This window comes from Novosphingobium sp. (assembly GCF_040398825.1).
In the GTDB taxonomy this organism is placed as follows: domain Bacteria; phylum Pseudomonadota; class Alphaproteobacteria; order Sphingomonadales; family Sphingomonadaceae; genus Novosphingobium.
On record NZ_JBBATI010000028.1, the window covers coordinates 26,194 to 46,242 of the forward strand.

General features: G+C 67.5%; 18 protein-coding genes. 5 read left to right on the top strand and 13 right to left on the bottom strand.

What is annotated here, in order from left to right; translation table 11 throughout:
* Window positions 1–181 precede the first annotated feature (181 nt).
* The 6 genes from dnaA to ABWP89_RS13645 all read right to left on the bottom strand — a co-directional run bounded on the left by dnaA (window position 182) and on the right by ABWP89_RS13645 (window position 8,705).
* Window positions 182–1,729 carry a chromosomal replication initiator protein DnaA gene (gene dnaA, locus ABWP89_RS13620; RefSeq protein WP_353229937.1) on the bottom strand — a complete coding sequence of 516 codons (1,548 nt, stop codon included), beginning with the start codon at window positions 1,727–1,729 and terminating at the stop codon, window positions 182–184.
* 517 nt (window positions 1,730–2,246) lie between these two features.
* The gene (gene rpsT, locus ABWP89_RS13625) at window positions 2,247–2,507 is read right to left on the bottom strand and encodes a 30S ribosomal protein S20 (RefSeq protein ID WP_353229938.1); all 261 of its coding nucleotides are present in this window, start codon (window positions 2,505–2,507) and stop codon (window positions 2,247–2,249) included.
* A 231-nt stretch (window positions 2,508–2,738) separates the two neighbouring features.
* Complete coding sequence (locus tag ABWP89_RS13630; RefSeq protein WP_353229940.1) at window positions 2,739–4,184, bottom strand: cytochrome P450; 1,446 nt, start codon at window positions 4,182–4,184, stop codon at window positions 2,739–2,741.
* 88 nt (window positions 4,185–4,272) lie between these two features.
* The gene (gene hemH, locus ABWP89_RS13635; RefSeq protein ID WP_353229942.1) at window positions 4,273–5,349 is read right to left on the bottom strand and encodes a ferrochelatase; all 1,077 of its coding nucleotides are present in this window, start codon (window positions 5,347–5,349) and stop codon (window positions 4,273–4,275) included.
* On the bottom strand, window positions 5,346–7,733 hold the full coding sequence (locus ABWP89_RS13640; RefSeq protein ID WP_353229943.1) for a molybdopterin cofactor-binding domain-containing protein: 2,388 nt from the start codon (window positions 7,731–7,733) through the stop codon (window positions 5,346–5,348). The genes hemH and ABWP89_RS13640 overlap by 4 nt, the downstream gene beginning before the upstream one ends.
* A 6-nt stretch (window positions 7,734–7,739) precedes the next feature.
* Window positions 7,740–8,705, bottom strand: coding sequence for an Mrp/NBP35 family ATP-binding protein (locus tag ABWP89_RS13645; protein ID WP_353229944.1), 966 nt, complete (start codon window positions 8,703–8,705; stop codon window positions 7,740–7,742).
* Window positions 8,706–8,818: 113 nt separating this feature from the next.
* Between ABWP89_RS13645 and hflK the strand changes: the two genes are divergently transcribed.
* The 3 genes from hflK to ABWP89_RS13660 all read left to right on the top strand — a co-directional run bounded on the left by hflK (window position 8,819) and on the right by ABWP89_RS13660 (window position 12,491).
* Window positions 8,819–9,967, top strand: a complete 1,149-nt coding sequence (gene hflK / locus ABWP89_RS13650; RefSeq protein ID WP_353229945.1) for a protease modulator HflK — start codon at window positions 8,819–8,821, stop codon at window positions 9,965–9,967.
* Window positions 9,957–10,805, top strand: coding sequence for an SPFH domain-containing protein (locus ABWP89_RS13655; RefSeq protein ID WP_353229946.1), 849 nt, complete (start codon window positions 9,957–9,959; stop codon window positions 10,803–10,805). The genes hflK and ABWP89_RS13655 overlap by 11 nt, the downstream gene beginning before the upstream one ends.
* A gap of 117 nt (window positions 10,806–10,922) precedes the next feature.
* A complete protein-coding gene (locus tag ABWP89_RS13660; RefSeq protein WP_353229947.1) occupies window positions 10,923–12,491 on the top strand; it encodes a Do family serine endopeptidase in 1,569 nt (522 codons plus the stop codon).
* Window positions 12,492–12,550: 59 nt separating this feature from the next.
* Here the strand turns inward: ABWP89_RS13660 and ABWP89_RS13665 are convergent, their stop codons facing one another.
* The 5 genes from ABWP89_RS13665 to ABWP89_RS13685 form a co-directional block, all read right to left on the bottom strand.
* Complete coding sequence (locus ABWP89_RS13665) at window positions 12,551–13,198, bottom strand: spermidine synthase (RefSeq protein WP_502915296.1); 648 nt, start codon at window positions 13,196–13,198, stop codon at window positions 12,551–12,553.
* A gap of 62 nt (window positions 13,199–13,260) precedes the next feature.
* A complete protein-coding gene (locus ABWP89_RS13670; protein WP_353229948.1) occupies window positions 13,261–13,590 on the bottom strand; it encodes a DUF6481 family protein in 330 nt (109 codons plus the stop codon).
* Between the two features lie 174 nt (window positions 13,591–13,764).
* Window positions 13,765–15,870, bottom strand: coding sequence for a transglycosylase domain-containing protein (locus tag ABWP89_RS13675; protein WP_353229950.1), 2,106 nt, complete (start codon window positions 15,868–15,870; stop codon window positions 13,765–13,767).
* Between the two features lie 222 nt (window positions 15,871–16,092).
* Entirely contained in the window at window positions 16,093–16,491 is a 399-nt protein-coding gene (gene msrB / locus ABWP89_RS13680; RefSeq protein WP_353229952.1) for a peptide-methionine (R)-S-oxide reductase MsrB, read from the bottom strand.
* A 67-nt stretch (window positions 16,492–16,558) separates the two neighbouring features.
* Window positions 16,559–17,269 carry a hypothetical protein gene (locus ABWP89_RS13685; RefSeq protein WP_353229953.1) on the bottom strand — a complete coding sequence of 237 codons (711 nt, stop codon included), beginning with the start codon at window positions 17,267–17,269 and terminating at the stop codon, window positions 16,559–16,561.
* Window positions 17,270–17,766: 497 nt separating this feature from the next.
* Between ABWP89_RS13685 and ABWP89_RS13690 the strand changes: the two genes are divergently transcribed.
* Complete coding sequence (locus ABWP89_RS13690) at window positions 17,767–18,192, top strand: winged helix-turn-helix transcriptional regulator (protein WP_353229971.1); 426 nt, start codon at window positions 17,767–17,769, stop codon at window positions 18,190–18,192.
* Window positions 18,193–18,377: 185 nt separating this feature from the next.
* Here ABWP89_RS13690 and ABWP89_RS13695 read toward each other — a convergent pair whose 3' ends face one another.
* Both ABWP89_RS13695 and ABWP89_RS13700 read right to left on the bottom strand, forming a co-directional pair.
* A complete protein-coding gene (locus tag ABWP89_RS13695; protein WP_353229954.1) occupies window positions 18,378–18,773 on the bottom strand; it encodes a UrcA family protein in 396 nt (131 codons plus the stop codon).
* Window positions 18,774–18,903: 130 nt separating this feature from the next.
* Window positions 18,904–19,086: a hypothetical protein gene (locus tag ABWP89_RS13700; RefSeq protein WP_353229955.1), complete on the bottom strand. Its 183-nt coding sequence runs from the start codon at window positions 19,084–19,086 to the stop codon at window positions 18,904–18,906.
* 165 nt (window positions 19,087–19,251) lie between these two features.
* On the opposite strand from ABWP89_RS13700, the gene ABWP89_RS13705 reads away from it, so the two are divergent.
* A complete protein-coding gene (locus tag ABWP89_RS13705; RefSeq protein WP_353229956.1) occupies window positions 19,252–20,028 on the top strand; it encodes a metallophosphoesterase family protein in 777 nt (258 codons plus the stop codon).
* Window positions 20,029–20,049 lie beyond the last annotated feature (21 nt).

The window sequence follows — 20,049 nt, forward strand, 5'->3', positions numbered from 1 at the left end:
GGCTGTGGCCCTTGCATCCCTGAACTGTCTTGCACCGCGCGCATCTTCGTGGGTTGTTTCCCGCCGCAAAGCGGCAATATTGTCTTCCGACCCCAAGGTTGGACACAACAGCGCAAGGACGCTCAGGTCAGGACAGTAAAGGGATGCAAGGGCCATAGCCCTTGCCCGCCGGAGGCCCCCCTCAATCCTCCAACTGGCGCAACAGCGTCCGCACATCGCCGTCCATTTCCGCATCGCGGGTGCGCAGTTCCTCGATCAGCCGCACGGCGTGGATGACGGTCGAATGGTCACGGCCGCCGAATTTGCGACCGATTTCGGGGTAGGAGCGCGGGGTGAGCACTTTGGCGAGGTACATGGCGACCTGGCGCGGGCGGACGACCGCGCGGGCGCGGCGTTTTGAGGCCATTTCGGTGCGGTCGACGCGATAGAACTGGCAGACTGCGCGCTGAATTTCATCGATGGTGATGCGGCGGCGGTTGGCGGACAGGATGTCGGTCAGCTGTTCTTCGGCGAGTTGCAGTGACACGGGCTGGCCGGTGAGCTGGGCATAGGCAATCAGCTTGTTCAGGCCGCCGACCAGTTCGCGCACGTTGCGGTTGATGGTGCGGGCCAGGAATTCGATGACGTCGGCTGGCACGGCGCTGTGGACCGATGACGGGCCAAAGCGGAGCAGGCGGTGTTCCAGGATCTTGCGGCGCAGGTCGATATCGGCGGGCTGGATATCGGCGACCAGGCCCATCGACAGGCGCGACAGCAGGCGTTGTTCGACCCCGTCGAGCGCCTGGGGCGCGCGATCGGCGGCCACGACCAGGCGTTTGCCGGCGCCCATCAGCGCATCGATGGTGTGGAGGAATTCCTCCTGCGTGCTCGATTTGCCGATGATGAACTGGATGTCGTCAACCAGCAGCAGGTCAAAGCCGCGCAGGCGGGCCTTGAACTCCATCATTTCGTGGCTGCGCATGGCCTGCACGAATTCGATCATGAACCGTTCGGCGGAACAGTAGAAGATACGCGCGCCGGGGCGGGCGGCGGCATAGGCGTGGCCGATGGCGTGCAGCAGGTGGGTCTTGCCCTGCCCGGTCGAAGCCTTGAGATAGAGTGGGGCGAACTGCGGGGTTTCGATCGCGGCCATGCGCTGCGCGGCGTTGACGGCGAGCACGTTGCCCGCGCCGGACACGAATTCGGCAAAGGTCAGCGACGGGTCGAGGCCGTTCTGCACACCTGCAAGGGCTTCGGCGGCGCTGGCCGGGGCGGCGGCGCGCTGGGCAAACGTGGTGGCGGGGGCCTCATCCGGCAGGCGCAGGTCGGGCATGGCACGGCGGCGCGGGTGGACGCTGATGCGCACCTGGCGCACTTCGGACCGGGCGATTTTCCACGCCAGCGACAGGCGGTCGGCAAAGCGGTCGGATACCCAGTTGGCGGAAAATTCGGTGGGCAGGAACAGGTCGAGCGTGCCGGTTTCCTTGCAGAAACTGCCGACCTGGATCGGCTTGATCCACTGGCTGTGCAACTGCGGCCCCAGATCCTTTTTCAGGCCCTGGCTGATGTCGGCCCAATCGGCCGCGAGCCCGACGGCTTCGCTGTCATCGCCAGGCGCAGGCTCGCGCCCCTTGCGCGCTGGCGGGGTCTCGGCGCTGCCGCGGGCGTTCTCGGCGCTGCCGCGGGCGTTCTCGGCGCTGCCACGGGCGTTGGACAAACCCTGGCCGCGCGGTGCGGAACCTCCATTCATGTAATCGTCGATTTTCACTTCATGGAGTCCCGCATCGTTCAGGCGTCGCAACCGACAATGCGGCGCGATGGCAAAGGTGCCCTGTCCGGGCAGACAGTGCGTCTGACCAGGCCGGTTATGGCTAGTGTGTGTGATCTTCGAAATTGGGGGAACCCGACTCTGTCGGACGGCCCCCGTCGCACCCCGATAACTCTGTCTATTGGCGAGTGGCCAAGATTCGCAAGCGGAACTGCGCAAAGAATCTGAAATAAATGGCCTTGACTCCCGTGACACCTACGAAATTTTTTAACTAACTGAAATTGCACGGTATTGTTTTCTGACGCGTGCGAATCGCGGATAATCAGCCATTTACACTGTGGTCAGGTGTCATCGCTCTGTCACAGACGCGCCCACGAAAAAGGCTGGCGTGAAACACGCCAGCCTTATGCCGGACAGACCGTGACCCGAATCTAGGTATAGATACCCAGAAATGCCCGCCGATGACGCGCCGCAGGTCGTGAATCGCGCTGAATGCGAATCAGAGCGCGGCGACTCGCTTGGACAGGCGCGACACTTTGCGTGCCACGGTGTTCTTGTGCATCACGCCGCGCGCAACCCCGCGTGCCAGTTCGGGCTGGGCAGCCTTCAGCGCGTCGGCCGCGGCCACCTTGTCGCCGCCTTCGATCGCGGATTCGACCTTTTTGACGAAGGTGCGGATGCGCGACAGGCGCGCGCCATTGATGGCGGCACGGTTTTCGTTGCGGCGGATGCGCTTGCGGGCTTGCGGCGTGTTGGCCATATCTGTGTTCGCTTCTCGTCCAAAGGGTGGACCCGCGTGGCGCGGCTCCCCAAAACTGCTGATCCCGAACGGTATCGGGCACGTGTACTTGCGTCGCGTTGATCCGGCTCGTGCTCCGTCAGGCAGGCGGTTGACCGGGACCAGAAGGTGGTCCCACGCAACCGGCGCGACGCAGCAGGCGGGAAAGCCCCGCGGGAAAGCGCAGGCCCATACCGGGCGTGTGTCTGCGCGTCAACAGATTCGCCGCAATTCCAATTGCAATCCGTCACGCGGGCGCGGGATTGGCCAGGCCTGCCAGCGCGGGGCATAGCCGTCGGGCACGCTGACCTGATAGCGGGACAGGACGTGATGGGTCAGGATCTTGGTCTGCATCGTCGCGAAATGCAGCCCCAGGCACATATGCGCGCCGCCGCCATACGGCACCCACGCATATTTGTGGCGCGCAGCCACTTTGTCCGGCGTGAACCGCAGCGGATCGAACCGGTCAGGTTCGGGCCACAGCACGGGATCTGCATGGACCGCGGCGGGATTGATGCCCACCGTGGTTCCGGCGGGGATGTGATGACCGCCAAAGGTGAAATCGCGCAAGGCCCGCCGCGGCATCGCCGGCACCGGCGGCATGATCCGCAACGCTTCCTTGAATGCCAGATCGGTCAGCTCCATGCGGGCCAGCGCGTCCTGCGGCAATGCCGGCACCGGGCCGCCGGGGGTGGTCCCGGTCACCGCGGCCGCCTCTGCGCGCAGGCGGTCCTGCCAGTCCGGGTTGCAGGCCAGGTGCCAAATCAGCGTGGTGAACGAACTGGTGATGGTGTCATGCGCGGCCATCAGCAAAAAGATCATGTGGTCGACCACCACGTCGGCGGGCAACAGCGTGCCATCATCGCGGCGGGCCAGCGCAAACTGGCTGAACATGTCCTGGCCCGGATCGGCGCGGCGTTCGTCCAGCAGGCGGGTGAACCAGGTCACCAGCATGCGCCGCCCGGCCACGCCCTTGCCCATCGCTGTCCACCGCAGCGGCCGGCGGATGGGCGCCACAGAGGCCTGGACCATCGCGGTGAAGGCCTGGCCCAGCCGTTCCGCCTCTGGCCCCAGCGGCAGCCCCAGAAAGCTGGTGGCGGCGGTCTGCAGCGTCAGCGCCTTGATCGCGTCATACACGCGCAGGCCGAACTGGTCCGCGCCCGCGCCCCAGCTTTGCGCACCAGCGGCGATATCGCGGTTCAACAGGTCGCAATAGGCCTTCATCGGTTCGGGTTTGAACGCCACCGACAGCGCGCGCCGGTCAATGCGGTGGGCATCGTGGTCCATCAGCATCAGCCCGCGCGGAAACAGCAGGTTCAGGATCGGGCCCCAGCCCTGTTCGTTGGAAAACAGCCGGTCGCGGTCGAACAGCACCAGTTCGTTGGCATCCGGCCCGATCAGGTTGACCCCGCGCCGTCCGAAACTGCGCGTGCGGTACACCGGGCCATGCGCTGCAACCATGCGCTGGTTGAATCCGGCGGGATCGGCCAGCTGGGTCAGCGTCGTACCCACCACTGGCCAGCCATCATCACCGGGGATGGTGTCAAGCGCACGGTCGCCAGGGTGGCGCGTCCAGTGCGGATTGCCGCGTTCGGACTGGATATCGCTGGCCCGCGCCAGCGTTGCGGGTGCACTGTCTGCCTGTGCTATGGTTGCCACGTTCGCCTGTTCCCCACCGATGTCTTTATCGCGCGCCCTAATGACACGAATGTCAGCAGTGGGGAAGGGCAAGTCGGTTTTCGTCCCTTCAGATCCACCCCGCCAGTTCGCGCCGCACCAGCGCCTCGGTCAGGCTCGCGCCATCTGCGCCGGCGTTGAGGCAGGCCAGCGCGGCAAATTCGCTGCCACCCGCACCCATGAACTCTTCGCGCCCGCGGATCGCCAGTTCCTCCAGCGTTTCCAGGCAATCGGCGGAAAAGCCGGGGGCGGCCACCACCAGCCGGCGCGTGCCCGCGGCGGCCTCTGCCATCAAGGTGGCATCGGTTGCCGGTTCCAGCCACTTGGCACGGCCAAAGCGTGACTGGAACGTGGTTTCCAGCCGCAGCCCGGGATGGCTTTGCGCAAACGCCATGCCCAGCAGACGCGATGTCTTGCGGCAATGGCAATGGTACGGATCGCCCAGGTGCAGCGTGCGTTCGGGCATGCCGTGATAGCTGAGCAGCAGGACTTCGGGCACAAAATCAAGCGCATCGATCTGCCGCGACAGATCATGGTGCAGCGCCGCGATATAGCCCGGATCATCGTGCCAGGGCGGCACCGTGCGCAGCGCGGGCAGGCGCCGTGTCCGCAGCACCCAGCGCGCCACATCGTCGAGCACGCTGGCGGTGGTCGCCGCCGAAAAGTGTGGATAGAGCGGCATCACCAGCACGCGTTCGCAGCCTTGCGCCACCAGCGCATCCAGTTCGGCGGCGATCGCCGGCCGGCCATAGCGCATGGCGTGGCGCACCACCACCGCGGGGCCCAGCCGGTCTTGTAGCGCCGCGGTCAGCGCGATGGTGATCGATGCCAGCGGCGATCCGTCCTTGGTCCACACCTGGGCATAGGCATGCGCGGATTTTTTTGGCCGGGTGTTGAGGATGATCCCGCGCAGGATCGGCTGCCAGATCAGCGGCGGAATTTCGACCACGCGGCTGTCCGACAGGAATTGCAGCAGATAGCGCTTCACCGCGCCGGTTTCGGGCGCATCGGGGGTGCCCAGATTGACCACCAGCACGCCGATGCGGCCCGTGGCCACGGCCGGATGGTCGGCGGGCCAGTGCGGCGGCTGCGGCGCGGCGGCCGGTGCAGACGCCGTAACAGGGGCCGTAACAGGTGGCTGGGTCATGACGGGCCTTGTGTGAGGAACGGGAGACGACGAAAGCGTGTGCCGCTGGCGGAAAACAGTGCATTGCCGATCGCCGGCGCCACCGCAACCATTCCCAGTTCGCCCGGATCGAATGGTTCGGCGTCGCTGACGGCAAAGGCAATATCGACCTTGGGGCAATCGGCCAGCAGCGGCAGCCGCAGATCGCCCAGCCGCGCCGCCTGCGGCAGCCCCAGCGCCCAGCGCGTGCCCGCACCGGTCGCCAGCGCCATCCCGAACAGCAGCCCGCCTTCGATCTGCTGGCGGGCGATGTCGCGGTTGACCACGCGACCAATATCGCAACATGCGGCCAGATTTTCAACATGCACGGCCGGCCCGCCCGCCGCGGTCAGCACGCGGGCCTTGGCGATGACCGCGATATAACCGGTGCGCACGCCCTCTGGCGCGGTCAGAGCCAGCCGGTGGCAGGCCAGCCCCTGGCCCGATCCGCCGCCCCCGCCGCCCCAGGTGGCCAGATGCGCCACCCCTTCCAGACAGGCGACCAGCCGGGGTTCTTCCCCCAGCATGGCGGCGCGGAACGACAGCGGCTCTGCGCCCGCCGCATGCGCACATTCATCGATGAAACTTTCGGTAAAGAACGCGGTCAGCGCGTGCGCACCGCCGCGCATCCGGCCCACCGGCAGGCTGATCGCTGCCGGCACATGGTCAACCGCCCGGTCGGGGATGGCATAGACCGGCAGCGCGCCCGCCACCGCCAGCGGGTCGGCGCAGTCACGCGCCAACCCTTGTGCGGCGGCGGCGTTCATCCCGCCAAACAGCCGTGCCCCCGCCTCGATCGCCCAGGGCGGAGAGGCCAGCCGCGCGCGCCAGCCGATCAGGCGTTGCCGCGCCGGGTCAAAACTGGCGCTCAGGCTCGCTGCCATCGGCGCGCGCGGAAACCCGGCCAGCGTTTCCTGCCAGCGCGACCAGGTCAATTGCACCGGGCGATCGATCTTGCGCGCGATCACCGCCACCTGTTCGGCGATTCGTGCATCCAGCCGCGCGTCAAAGCTGCCCCCGGCAGGCAGCGGATAAACCGTGACCGCATGGCGCGGCAGCCCGGCGCCGCGCGCGGCGGCCCGCGCCGCTGCCTCTGGCGCCTGGCTGGCAATCCACAGTTCCAGCCGTCCGTGCATGATCCGTGCGGTGGCGCAGGCGGTTTCCAGCGGTGCGTGCAGCGCCGGTTCCGCCACATAAGTCGCGGTCAGCGCCGGTTTGGTCAGCACGGCATCGGCGTCGCCGATGCTGTCGATCCGGCTGGGCCCGCCATGGTGCAGCGCGGTGTCGATTGCGGCCTCGGTCGCGTCGCTGTCCACCACCCGGCCCTGTTCGTGCGGATCGATGCGGAACCGTGGCTCCATCGCGGTCAGCGCGCGGCTGGCCGCGTGCCAGGTCCTGGCCACCGCCGCCAGCCAGCGGTCGGTATTGACCACCGTGATCAGGTCCGCCACCCCGGCCGCCGCTGCCACATCGTGGCTGGCCAGCCGGCAATGCCCCTGTGGCCCTTGCGCAATCGCGGCATAGACCAGGCCGGGCAGGCGCACATCGGCGGCATAGACCGTGCTGCCATCGACCTTGGCGGGCAGGTCGATACGCGGAAAGGCGGGCGCCACCGCTGGCCCGGGCGGGGCATCGGCATTTTCGCGCGCGGGATTGGCCCGCAACGGCGCCGCGCCCGGCGGCGGCCCGGCCCGCGCCCCGGCCAAAGCCAGGTCGATCAGCGCGGCAAACGCCCAGCGGTGCTTGCCACACACGACATGGTGGTCGCGGGTGTCGCAATCGGCCTCTGCCACCCCGCCGCTGCGCGCGGCGGCAGCGACCAGCGCGGTGCGCAAGCTGGCAGCGGCCAGCCGCAGGCGCGGTTCGAACGCCGCCAGCGTGGTGCCACAGGCGGTGATCAGCACGGGCGCGCGATCGGCTTCAAGCCGCGTCAGCGTATCCCCCGGCGCCCCGGCCAGCGCGTCGCCCAGTGCACCTCCCACCCAGGGCATGCCGGCGATCCCGCGCGGCAGCCACATCCCGGCCCATTCTGCGGCAATCACCGGATCGGCATAAAACGGGCTGAGCGGTGCCGGCTCCACCCCCACGCGGCGCCAGTCTGCGCCCAGTTCAACCGCCACGATCTGCGCCGCCAGCGTGGTCACGCCCTGGCCCAGTTCGGTCGCCGGCACCGCCACACTGATCGTGCCATCGCGCGACAGGCGGATCAGCCCGTCGATCACATGGTCGCCTTCGCCCGCCACCAGCGGCGGGCGAAAATGGCGTGGCACCAGCGCCAGCCCGATCACCAGCGCGCCGCCCGCACCCGCGCCGATCAGCACGGTGCGCCGCGAAATGGCGTGGATCATGATTTGGCGGGGCGCCATCGCAGGTCAGCCGTTGTGATCAAGCCAGTGCGCGACCTGGCGCGCGATCGCCAGATAGGCTTCGGCCAGCGGGCCTTCGCCGGCGGCAGGTGGCTCACCGGCGTCGCTGCCTTCGCGAATCGCCAAGGCCAGCGGGATGCGGCCGAGAAACGGCATGCCTTTGTCGCGCGCTGCCGCCTCGGCCCCGCCGTGGCCAAACGGATCGCTGGTTTCGCCACAATGCGGACACAGATACCCGGCCATGTTTTCGACCATGCCGATCAGCGGCACGCCGCCCTGTTCAAACAGCCCGATCGCGCGGGTCGCGTCGATCAGCGCCAGATCCTGCGGGGTGGAAACAATCACCGCGCCGGCCGGTTTGTGTTTCTGCAACATCGTCAATTGCACATCGCCGGTGCCCGGCGGCAGATCGACCACGATCACCTCGGCCGCGCCCCAGTCGGCATCGATCAGCTGGCCCAGCGCATTGCCGGCCATCGGCCCGCGCCACGCGATCGGCTGGCCGGGACGCACCAGATGCGCCATCGACAGCATCGGCACCCCGAACCGGCTCATCACCGGGAACAGCACTTTGCCCTGCGCCTGCGGGGTCTGGTCCTCGGTCGCGAACAGCCGCGCTTGCGATGGCCCGTGGATATCGGCATCGACCAGCCCGGTCTTGCGGCCCAGCCGGTGCAGTGCAATCGCCAGATTGGCCGACAGCGTCGATTTGCCCACGCCGCCTTTGCCCGAACCGACCGCGATAATCCGCCGCCGTCGCCGGCTGGCGCTCATGCCCACGCGCAAACTGGCAACCCCGGCCTGCGCCGCCGCATCGATCAGCCCGCGTTCCAGCGCGGCGCGCGCGGCATCGTCCAGCCCTTCGGCATCGATCACCACGCTGGCCGATCCGTCAGTGCCGGCGCGCACCGCCTGCACCCGTGCGCCGGCCACCCCGCGCAGGGCCTGTTCCAGCGCTGTCCTGTCATCCATTGTTGTGCGATTCCGGTTTCATGTGTCGTTTCGGTTCAGTCGTTCCCCCCTAGCAAAGGAAAAATGGGAGCGAGACCTGTTTTTGTGACCGGCCGCGCCCTATAACCATGGTCATGGACGGACTCGACACGGGCAAGGCCACCGACGGCCCGGCGGACGATGGTTCGGGCGTGGCCCACCACGACGGACCACGCGCCGCCGTTGCCCCGGATGCGCCCGCCGCCGATGCGGTGGACGGGGTCGCGGCCAGCGCGCCACTGCGGGTGAACGCGCCCGGGCCGTGGCACCATTCACGCGTGCGTCAGCCCGCGCGGTCGGCGTTGCGTCCTGTCGCTCCGCTGCCGGGCGCGCGGGCGGCGGCGTGGCTGGCACGCCGCTTGCCCCCGGTCACCTTGCGCCCCTTCGGCAGCGGACCGGCATCGCGGTGGTTGCCGTGGCTGGGCGGTGCGCTGGTGCTGGCGGGGCTGGCGGCGACCACGGTGCATCCGGTCGGTGTGCAGGAACAGGCGATCGTCGCCACCGCCGGCGCCTGGGGGCCGACGCTTGGCCCTGGTCTGGCGCTCAGCTGGCCCTGGCCAATCGGCGCGGTGCGTATCGAAAATGTGACCGGCGTGCGCCATCTGGCCGTGCCCGACAGCGGCGGAGAGCACCTGCTGCTGACGCGTGATGGCGCATTGGCCGATGTGGCGTGGGATGTGCGCTGGCGCATCCGTGATCTGCAGGCGCATGCGCTGGGGCTGGCCGATCCCGATCTCACCTTGCGGCTGGCGGCCGATGCAGCGATGCGCAGCGTGGTGGCCAGCGTCGATTTTGCCGCGGTGATCGGCCCGGGGCGCGCCACCATCGGCCCGGCCGCGGCGCATCGGTTACAGGCCATGCTCGACCGCGACCATGCCGGCATTGTCATCGATGGTGTCGATCTGCGCCGCGCCGACCCGCCCGCGCGTGCGGCCGACGCATTCCGCGCGGTAAACACCGCGCGCAGCGATGCCGCGACCGAGGCGGTGCAGGCGCACAGCTGGGCGCGCCAGACAGTGACCCGTGCCAGCGGCGATGCAGCGGCGTTTGACAAAGTGCATGACCAATATGCCCGCGCCCCTGCCGTGACCCGGCGCCAGATCTATTACGCGACGATGGAACGCGTGCTGGGGCAGAACACCACGGTGATCGTCGATGCCCCCGGCACCACGGTTACCCTGCCGCCGCCGGTTCCCGCCGGTACGGACGCGGCGCATGGCGGGGCGGCGACCAATGGTCATTGATCGCCGCGTCCCGCTGTCAGCAGCGCTCTTCGCGATGGCGGCGCTGGCGTTCGCGGCGGCACTGCCGGTGCCGCCCGATCGCGCCGCGCTGGTGCTGCGGCTGGGGCAACCGGTACGGCTGATCGATCCGGCGGCGACCGGCCCTGCGGCGCGCGCGTCTGCTGGCCTGGCGTGGCATATGCCGCTGGTCGAACGCGTGGTGTGGCTTGACCGCCGCGCGCAGACCACCACCACGCAGGGCCTCGGGCCGCACAGCGCGGCGATTGCCACCCGCGATGGCACGGCGCTGGCGATCGATGGCTTTGCCGTGTGGCGGGTGACCGATCCCGTGCGCTTTTACCAGGCGCTGGGCACGCCCGCCGATGCGGATGAGGCGATGCGCGCGATGCTGATGACAGTGTTGCGGCGCCAGGTGGCACAGTCCGACCTGCCCGCCGTCTTGGCACTGGTGCGTGCGGGCGGCGATGCGGCGTTGCGCGCCGGCCTTGATCGCGAAATTGCGCGCTATGGCGCGACGGTGGTCGATCTGGGGCTGTCGCGCGTTACCTGGCCCGATGGCGCGCCGATCGATGGCGCGATTGCCACGATGACAGCGCGCGCCGATGCCGATGCCGCCGCGATCACCGCCGAAGGCCACCGCGCAGCCAGCCTGATCCGCGCCGATGCAGAGGCGCGCGCCGGCCAGATCTATGCGGCAAGTTTCGGCAAAGACCCGGAATTTTACGACTTCTATCGCGCCATGCAAAGCTATGACGCCGCCTTTGTGCAAAAGGGCAACCACGCCACTCTCGTATTGTCGCCGGACAACACCTATCTGCGGCAATTCAGGGGCAAATAGTGCTGTCGCGGCATTCAAACCCCGTTCATGCTGTACAAGAGATTTCAGGGCCCTCAGGCGCGGCGGATTCGCAAAAGTCCCTACGCCAACAGGTTGAACGATAGAGGATCAGGACACGTGCGATACGCTTATGGAGTTACTTCGGCGCTGCTCCTTGCCGGCTGCGCCGTCACGCTGGTGACCGGCCTGCCCGCCGGCGCGCAGGTTGCCCAGAACGACAGCGCCGCGATCGAGGCGGTGGTTCCCCGCGCCGGCGCACCGACCAGCTTTGCCGATCTGACGCAATTGCTGCAGCCGGCGGTGGTCAACATTTCCACGCGCCAGCGCGTGAAGGTCGCCACCACCAACCCGTTTGCCGGGACCCCGTTTGGCGACATGTTCGGCGGCCAGGGTGGCCCAGGCGGCCAGGGCGGCGCGCCCGGCGGTGGCGGCCAGACGCGTGAAGCGCAGTCGCTGGGATCGGGTTTCGTGGTATCGGCCGACGGCTACATCGTCACCAACAACCACGTGATCACGGCCGAAGGCGCGGGTGAGGTCGAATCGATCACCGTCACCATGACCGATGGCACCGATTACCCGGCCAAGCTGGTGGGTAAGGACGCGGCATCGGACCTCGCCGTGCTGAAGATCACCGGGCCAAAGCCGTTCAAATTCGTGCGGTTCGGCGATTCGCACAAAGCGCGGGTGGGTGACTGGGTCATCGCCATCGGCAATCCGTTCGGGCTGGGCGGCACGGTGACGCAGGGGATCATTTCGGCGGTCTATCGCAACACTGGCACCGGTTCCGCTTATGACCGCTATCTGCAAACCGACGCATCGATCAACCGGGGCAATTCGGGCGGGCCGATGTTCGACATGCGCGGCAACGTGATCGGCATCAACAACGCGATTTTTTCGCCCACCGGCGGCAGCGTCGGCATCGGCTTTGCCATCCCGGCGGAAACCGCCGCGCCAATCGTTGAAAAACTGATGAAGGGCGTGGCGATCGAACGCGGCTATCTGGGTGTGCGCATCCAGCCGCTGTCGGACGATCTGGCGGCCTCGCTCGGCCTGGCCAAACGGCGTGGTGAATTTGTGCAGTCGGTCGAACCTGGCCAGGGCGCGGCCAAATCGGGCATGCAGCCGGGCGATGTTGTGGTCAGCGTCGATGGCAAGGATGTCACGCCCGAACAATCGCTGTCGTATATCGTCGCCAACACCCAGCCAGGCAAACACGTGCCGGTGGCGATCATCCGCGACGGCCAGCACCTGACGCTGAACGCCGTGGTTGGCAAACGCCCGAGCGAGGAAGACCTGGCCAAGGCGGCGGCCGCCGACCCCGATCAGGGCCAGGACGAAGACTTCGGCCCGGGCAGCGGGCAAAAGCCGCATGCCGCCGGTCCGTCGATTCAACAGGCGCTGGGCTTTGGCGTCATCCCGGTCACTCCGCAGATCGCCCGCCAGCTGGGCGCGAACGAAACGATCAAGGGCGTGGTGATCACCGAGGTCGATGAATCGAGCGATGCCGCGGCCAAGGGCCTGCAACGCGGCGACATCATCCTGTCGGCCAATTACAAGCCGGTCACCAGCCGCGCCGAGCTTGATGCGCTGGTCAAACAGGCCAAGGCCGAAAACCGTGAAGCGGTGCTGCTGCGCATCCAGCGCCGCGGCCAGCCGCCGTTCTATTTTCCGATCCGCCTGCGCTGATCGGATTTGTTGCAAAAAAGGGGGCGGTGCCGGGTCAACGGCGCCGCCCTTCTTTTTGGTCAGATTTTGTCGGGCCGTTGCGCGAACCAGATCATGTGCAGCGCCTCTTCATCATCGCCGCCTTCGCTGACCGGGGTTTCGGTGACCGCAAACCCGGCATCGGCCAGCCGCCGGGCGAACGCCGGATCGGGAAACGCCGACCATACCGCCAGCACGCCGCCCGGTTTCAGCGCCGCGCGCGCCGCATCCAGCCCTTGCGCGGTGTACAGGTGGTCGTTGATGCGGCGGGTCAGCCCTTCGGGGCCGTTGTCGACATCCAGCAGGATCGCGTCATAACCATCACGCGCCGCATCGATCAGCATCGCGACATCATCGCCCACCAGGGTCACGCGCGGGTCATCCAGGCACCCGGCGGTCAGCGCCGCCATCGGCCCGCGCGCCCAATCGATCACCTCTGGCACCAGTTCGGCCACGGTCACGCTGGCATCGACATCCAGCACCGCCAGCGCCGCGCGCAGCGTATAACCCATGCCATACCCGCCCACCAGCAGATCGGGCGCGGGTCGCCCGCGCAGGCGGTCGCAGGTCATCGTTGCCAGCGCCTCTTCCGAACCGCTGGCGCGCGTGCTCATCAGTTCGGTGCGGTCCAGCAGGATGGTGAACGCATCGCCGCGCTGCACCAGCCGCAACAGCGCCCCGTCGGGCACGGTCGCGCTGGCGATCTGGTCGTGGCCATCCAGCGTAAGGCGGTCCGGCGCAGTGTGCGCGTCTAGTTCGATGACTTGCGCGCCTTGCGTGCGGCGTATTTGGCATCGCGTGCGGCCTTGCGTTCGGCCTCGGACAATTGCGGGACCGGTTCGGGCGCGGGTGGCACGATCTTCTTTGCTTTGGCCTCTTCACGCAGCCGTTCGCGTTCCGCGGCGCGTTCGGCCGACCGGGCCGCCTGTGCGGCTGCGCGTTCCTGTTCCCTGGCGATGCGTTCGGCCACCACGGCTGGGTCGATCGCGGGCTTGTCCTTCAGGCGCGCCAGCGCGCTTTCGCGCGCTTTGGCCGCTGCTGCCACGCGATCCGCAAAACCCGGTTCCTTGTATCCTGCCATCTATGCGACCTTCAAACCTCGCTGTCATTCCGGCGCAGTTGCGCGCCAAACCCCGTCGCGTGCGACCGGGCCGTGCTTCGCGCCGCCTAGCACGATGCCCGGCACTTGGCGACCATGATTGCTATTGTCCGAAAATCGCGACGCTTTTTGCCAAAAGGCGCTTGTAATCGGACGTTAGTTGCCGATGCCGGGGTGGGCCGGTGGCGGTCGTCCGGGCGCCGCGCCACGCGGGATGTTGCGGCGCGTGGCTGGCGGTGCGCCAGTAGCGCGATCAAGGAATTCATTGTTGGCGGCCTGACCCTGATCGTCGGGGACGGGCACGGTGTCATCGCGCGGGCGCGGCGGCAACGCTTCGCCGGCATCGGGCGCGACTGGCTGATGGTTGGCGATGTTGCCATCGGGATCGACATAGAAATAGCTGTCGGGGCTGTTCTGCAGCGTTTCGTCATCGGGTTCGAGCTGTTGCGACGGCATTTTCAGATCGGTCTGGAATTTTTCGGGCGGGCGCTTGGCAGTGGCGACGCGCATATAGGCCGCGAACGCGCGCGCCGGCGCAGTACCACCCTGCAGCCCGGGGACCGGATGCGCATCATCGCGCCCCATCCACACGCCGGTCGAAATGCCGCTGGAAAAGCCCAGGAACCAGCCATCCTTGTTCGATGTCGTGGTCCCGGTCTTGCCCGCGACCGGCCGGCCGATCTGCGCCGCGCGCCCGGTGCCGATGGCCACTGCGGTCTGCAACAGATCGGTGATGCCGGCTGCGACATAGTCCGGCACCAGCTGCTGAACCGGGTCGGGGCGGTGGCTGTACAGCACTTCGCCCTCGGTGGTGGTCACCTTGCGGATGCCATAGGGGGTGACCGCCGCGCCCTTGGCCGATACTTCGGCAAAGGCGCGGACCATGTCGACCATGCGCACATCGCTGGTGCCCAGCACCATCGACGGGTTGGTGGCAACGGGCGTGGTGATGCCGAACCGGCGCGCCATGTTGGCGACCGCGCCAAACCCGATTTCGTTGCCCAATTGCGCCGCGACGGTGTTTTTCGAATAGGCAAAGGCGGTGCGCACATCGATCTGGCCGGCATATTTGCCGCCCGAATTGCGCGGGCTCCACCCTTCGATGGTGACCGGTTCGTCGACCACTTTGTCATCGGGTTTGTACCCCGCTTCCAGCGCGGCCAGATAGACGAACAGCTTCCACGCCGAACCCGGCTGGCGCACGGCGTTGGTGGCGCGGTTGTAGTTCGACGTGACATAATCGGTGCCGCCGACCATTGCCAGCACCGCGCCATCGCGATCGACGCTGAACAGCGCGCCTTGTGCATCCTTTGGCACATTGGCGACAATCGCCTCGGTCGCGGCGCGCTGCGCCTGCGGGTCAAGCGTGGTCCACACCTCGATCTGCTGATCGTTGTCGGGCAGGATCTGGTCCAGCTGCGGCAACACCCAGTCGGTGAAATAGCGCGCCGAATTCTGCCCCGCTTCCTGCGCCAGCTTGACCTCTTTCAGGTTGGCCGCCTCGGCCTGCGCCGGCGTGATCGTGCCCGCCTCCTGCATGGTGCGGATTACGATCTGCGCGCGATCGACCGCGGCCTTGGCATCGGCGGTGGGGGAATAATGCGACGGCGCCTTGACCAGCCCGGCGATGATCGACGCCTCGGCCAGGCTCAGCTGTTCGCCCGAATGGCCAAAGAATTTGCGCGCGGCTGAATCGACGCCATAGGCGCCCCCGCCAAAATAGACCTTGTTGAGATAGAGTTCGAGGATCTGGTCCTTGCTGAAATTGGTTTCCAGCGCCAGCGCCAGCACGATCTCGCGGATCTTGCGATCGAACGTGCGGTTGTTGTTGAGAAAAATGTTGCGCGCCAATTGTTGCGTGATGGTCGAACCACCCTGCCGCCAATGGCCCTTTTCCACCCGCACCCACACCGAACGCGCGATGCCGACCGGATCGACCCCCCAATGGTCGCGAAACCGCCGGTCCTCGACCGATGTCATCGCATCCTGCATGACGCGTGGCATGCGCGCGATCGGAACCCATTTGCCGTAACTGGGCCCCAGCGTGACGATTTCCGATCCGTCGGCCGCGCGCACCACGATCATGTGTCCGGCCTGGCCCGATTTCAGGCGTTCATAGCCCGGCAGCGAACGCGCGGTGACGAGCACCGCCGCCGCCAGGCCCATCCCGGCGAGCAGCAGCAGCGCAAAGGTCCAGATGACCAGCCCCCTGAACAGGCGGGCCACGGTCGATCCGCGACGGGGTTCGTCCCTTTTGGCCATCGGAATGCTGTGGTTCCCCCCCCGCGTGTTGCTGTGCCGCCCGGCCGGATGTGCTTCATCGGGCGGCCGACGACCATCGCGGTATGCAAAAATCAATCCTGCCGGCGCCTGCGTCAACGCCTCTGCCCGCGCCAGTTGTAACCCACGATGAACCGGCGCGTGCACGCCGGCGGGCAGAAACCGGTGGGTAACGGGCAGAATGCGCCAGTCAATCCGTGCCCGTTAATCCTTGGGGCTGAAATCCAGTGCAGCGCTGTTCATGCAATAGCGCAGGCCGGTGGGCGCCGGGCCATCGGGAAACACATGGCCCAGGTGGCCGTCACAGCGGGCGCAGCGCACTTCGGTGCGGACCATGCCGTGGGTGGTGTCGGTCAATTCGCTGACCACATCGGGCTCTGCCGGCGCGGTAAAGCTGGGCCAGCCGCAGCCGCTGTCGAATTTGGCGTCGGATTCGAACAATGGCGCGCCGCACCCTGCGCAAAAATAATCGCCGGCGGCCTTGTTGCGATCATATTTGCCGGTGAACGCGCGCTCTGTGCCCGCCTGGCGCAGCACGTGAAACTGTTCGGGGGTCAGGCGTGCGCGCCATTCGGCGTCGGTCAGGACAAGCTTGTCGGGCATCGGCGGGGTCTCCCATAGGCGGTGCGTGGCAGTATCTGCCCCAATCTGGGGTCGCGCGGGCGCGCGTTCAACCGGTCTTTGGGGGGGTTTGTGCCAGATGGCGGCATTGGCCGAAACCGTCGGCATCGATTGGTGCGGAACCACCATCCCCGCCATTCAACGCCAGCCGCACGGCGGCCCGCGCCTGGTCGATCGTCGCGGCCTGCCCGGCGGGATCAATCCTCCGTGCCGCCAGCAGCGCCCGCGCCGCCGGGGCCAGCGCCAGCGATTCGCGCGCCAGCGTCGCCGCCAGCGCGCTGCCGGCATCGCGCGCGGTCAGCACCTCGGCGTAAACCCCCAGCATGGCGTGGCAGACCAGCGCATCGGGCGCCGGGCGCGGCGGCACCACCGCATCCACATCGGCCAGGCACGCCTGCGCCACGGCGGTCGCGCCCTCATGCGCCAGGCCTTGCGCCGCCTCGGTCAGCACATCGCGCAGCACGGTGGCGGACAGCGCGGTTGCGGCAGCAATGCGTTCGCCGGTCAGCGCAAAATAACGTTGTCCGCGAATGCCCAGCGGCGGCAGCGCCAGTGCGGCGGCATCGCCGTTTGCCTGCCGCGTGGCGACCATCGCCACCGCCGCCGCGCAGCGCAGATCATGCAAGTCGCGCGGGGTCAGGCGTTCGCGGCCCGGTGCACCGTGGGTGGGTGGTGCCGCCGTCAATGCCGCCGGTTGCCCCGCCGCGGTCAGGGCGATCCCGGCCAGAACCGGCAGTATCGTGCGCAACGCGGATGCCATTGTCCTTGCGCCATAGCCCCGCCGGCCCCAAACGAAAAGGGCCCCGGATGATCCCCGGTTGATGGGGGATGATCCGGGGCCTGAGGTGCCAACGTGCGTCCACACCGGTGTGCTGTGGTGGACGGGTCCGCTGGAGAGCAGGTGAGTTGAGAGCTGACGGGTGCCAGCCGGGGCCAAGTTGAAATTAGGTTTCGATTCGGAACTTAAGTAGACGCGTTGCAGATTCCAACCGAAAATCGTGGACTGCCGCTACGGGTTGCGCCTGACCCCGGCCCGCGAGGGGTATGCGCGGCAACAAGGAACCTTATATTTCCCGCCATTGTGGTATATGAGACCAAATCATGACTGTCCTGCACGGCCCCGACATTCAAGAATCCCCCGCTCATGAGCCCACCGCGCATGCGCCCAAAACGCTTGATCCGATTACGCTGGCGCCCAAGCTGCGCGAACCGCTGACGTTTGTGGCGGGTTGCGGCCTGCCGCTGGCGCTGGAGGTGATGGGCGAACGCTGGTCCTTCATGATTCTGCGCGCGACCTTTAACGGCCTGCGCCATTTCGAAGAATTTCTCGATCAGTTGGGCATCGCGCGCAATATCCTGTCCAACCGGCTGGCGCGGCTGGTCGAAGCGGGTATCCTGGTGCGCGAACCGTGCGCCGATGACCGCCGCCGGGTAGAATATTGCCTGACCGCAAAGGGTTACGACCTGTTGCCGGCGATGCTCGCACTGCGCCAGTGGGGCGAAAAATGGGCGCTGGGCGTGCCCAGCAATCCGGTGCTGTGCGATGTGCGCGATGGCCTGCCGATTGCATCGATCACCATTCGCGCCGCCGATGACCGCGTGCTGGGCCCGCGTGAACTGACCTGGCGCGACCGCGCCGATCTGGTCATGAGCGGCTATAGCGGCGCCATTTCCAACGACTGACCCTCTAATTCCAGGTCGCGCTACGCGCGTCTCAGACCTCCCGCCCTGCCTCCCGCGACGAAGAGCACAAAACGTCCGGGGGACGTTTTTGCCGAGGAGCCGACCACCAATGATACCATCATGCTGTGGTGGTCGGGCTCGCGAGGCGGGGCGGGAGGTCTGACTGCACGTCAGTGCAGCTTTGTTTAACGACTGACCAGCGTCCGTGCCTGGGCATTGGCAGCCAGGTGCGCATGCGCGCGCGCCAGCGCATCGTAATAGCACCGCCGGCCTTCCGCATCGGTGGCGATCGACAGGTATCCGTCATCGTTGCCGCACACCAGCGCCGCCGCGCGGGTGATCCTGGTTTCCAGCCTGGCGCGATCGCGCGCCGTGGTCAGGTCCAGATCGGGATAGCGCACGGTCAATTTGCGCAAGTCGGTGTCGGCATTGCCGGCATCCGGCGCGGCCTGAACTTGTGCGGCCAGAGTGGAACTGGCGTGGGTGGGCGCGGCGTGCGCGGGGGCACTGGCCAGCGCGCATGCGGGGATCAGCGCCAGTCCGGCGTACATCGCGCGGCGCCAGGCATTGGGATGGGACATGATGGGTCTCCTGATATGCGGCAGGGATGCCGGCGGTGGAGGCTGGCTGGTCCGGACGGGGGCGCGCCTCCAACGCTCCCCCGCCCGTCACGACCGGCCGCACCTGGTGGTTCCGGGGGGCTTAATTCCGTCACCCGCCGGGCCGTTCGCTGAAATCGGGTATGGCGTGGCCGGCACGGCGTTGCAGCCGTGCTTCGATCGATGGCCATGGCGCGGCGACCACCGGATCAACCACTGGCGGCAGCCCATTAACGACATGGGCCGGTTTTGTGCGGCCCCAGCTTGATACGAGGCCGCGCTGAGCGCGGCTCATACCTCCCGCCCCGCCTCCCCACCCGACCACCACAGCATGATGCTATCATTGGTGGTCGGGTGGAGAGGCGGGGCGGGAGGTATGACTGCACGCCAGTGCAGCTTCGTATAACAGCGCCGGGATCGCACTTGACCGCCGGGCCATGCCCACGGCAAGGCGGCGGACATGATCCGCCTGTTCCACATCAGCGACCTGCATTTCGGGTTGGAAGACCGCCGCGCGCTGGATTGGGTGGCGGGGCTGGTGCGTGATGAGGCGCCCGATGGCGTGATCATCACCGGCGATCTGACCATGCGCGCGCGGTCCCGCGAATTTGCCGCGGCCGCCCGCTGGATCGGCGCGCTGGACGCGCCGGTGCGGATCGATCCCGGCAACCATGATCTGCCCTATTTCAACCCGGTCGAACGGTTTATCGATCCCTATCGCCGGTTTCGCGCGCTGGAGGCCACGGTCACCCGGCCCTTGCTGCTGGACGGGCTGGCCATGGATGCGCTGGCAATCGTGCGGCTGCCGACCACGGCCGCGGCGCAATGGCGGTTGAACTGGTCACGCGGCACGGTCGGCACCGCGGCGCTGGCGCACGCGCTGGCACAGATCGACGCCTTGCCGCCCGGGCTGCCGGTGCTGGTCACTTGCCATCATCCGCTGGTGGAGGTCGGCACGCAGGGCCGCGCGCTGACCCATGGCGGCAACCGTGCCCTGGCTGCCCTGGCGCAGCGCGGCGTGCTGGGGGTGCTGTCGGGCCATGTTCACGATGCGTTTGATATGGTCAACCCGACCGCCAGCGGCCCGGTGCGGATGATCGGCGCGGGCACGCTGTCGCAACGGTTGCGCACCACCCCGCCCACGTTCAACCAGCTGACGTTTGACCAGGGCCAGCTGACCGTCTGTGCGCGCCAGCTCGAAGGCGTGCCGGCCGAAGCGTTTGGACGCTACCACTGACACCCCCTAGTTGTTTGCCTG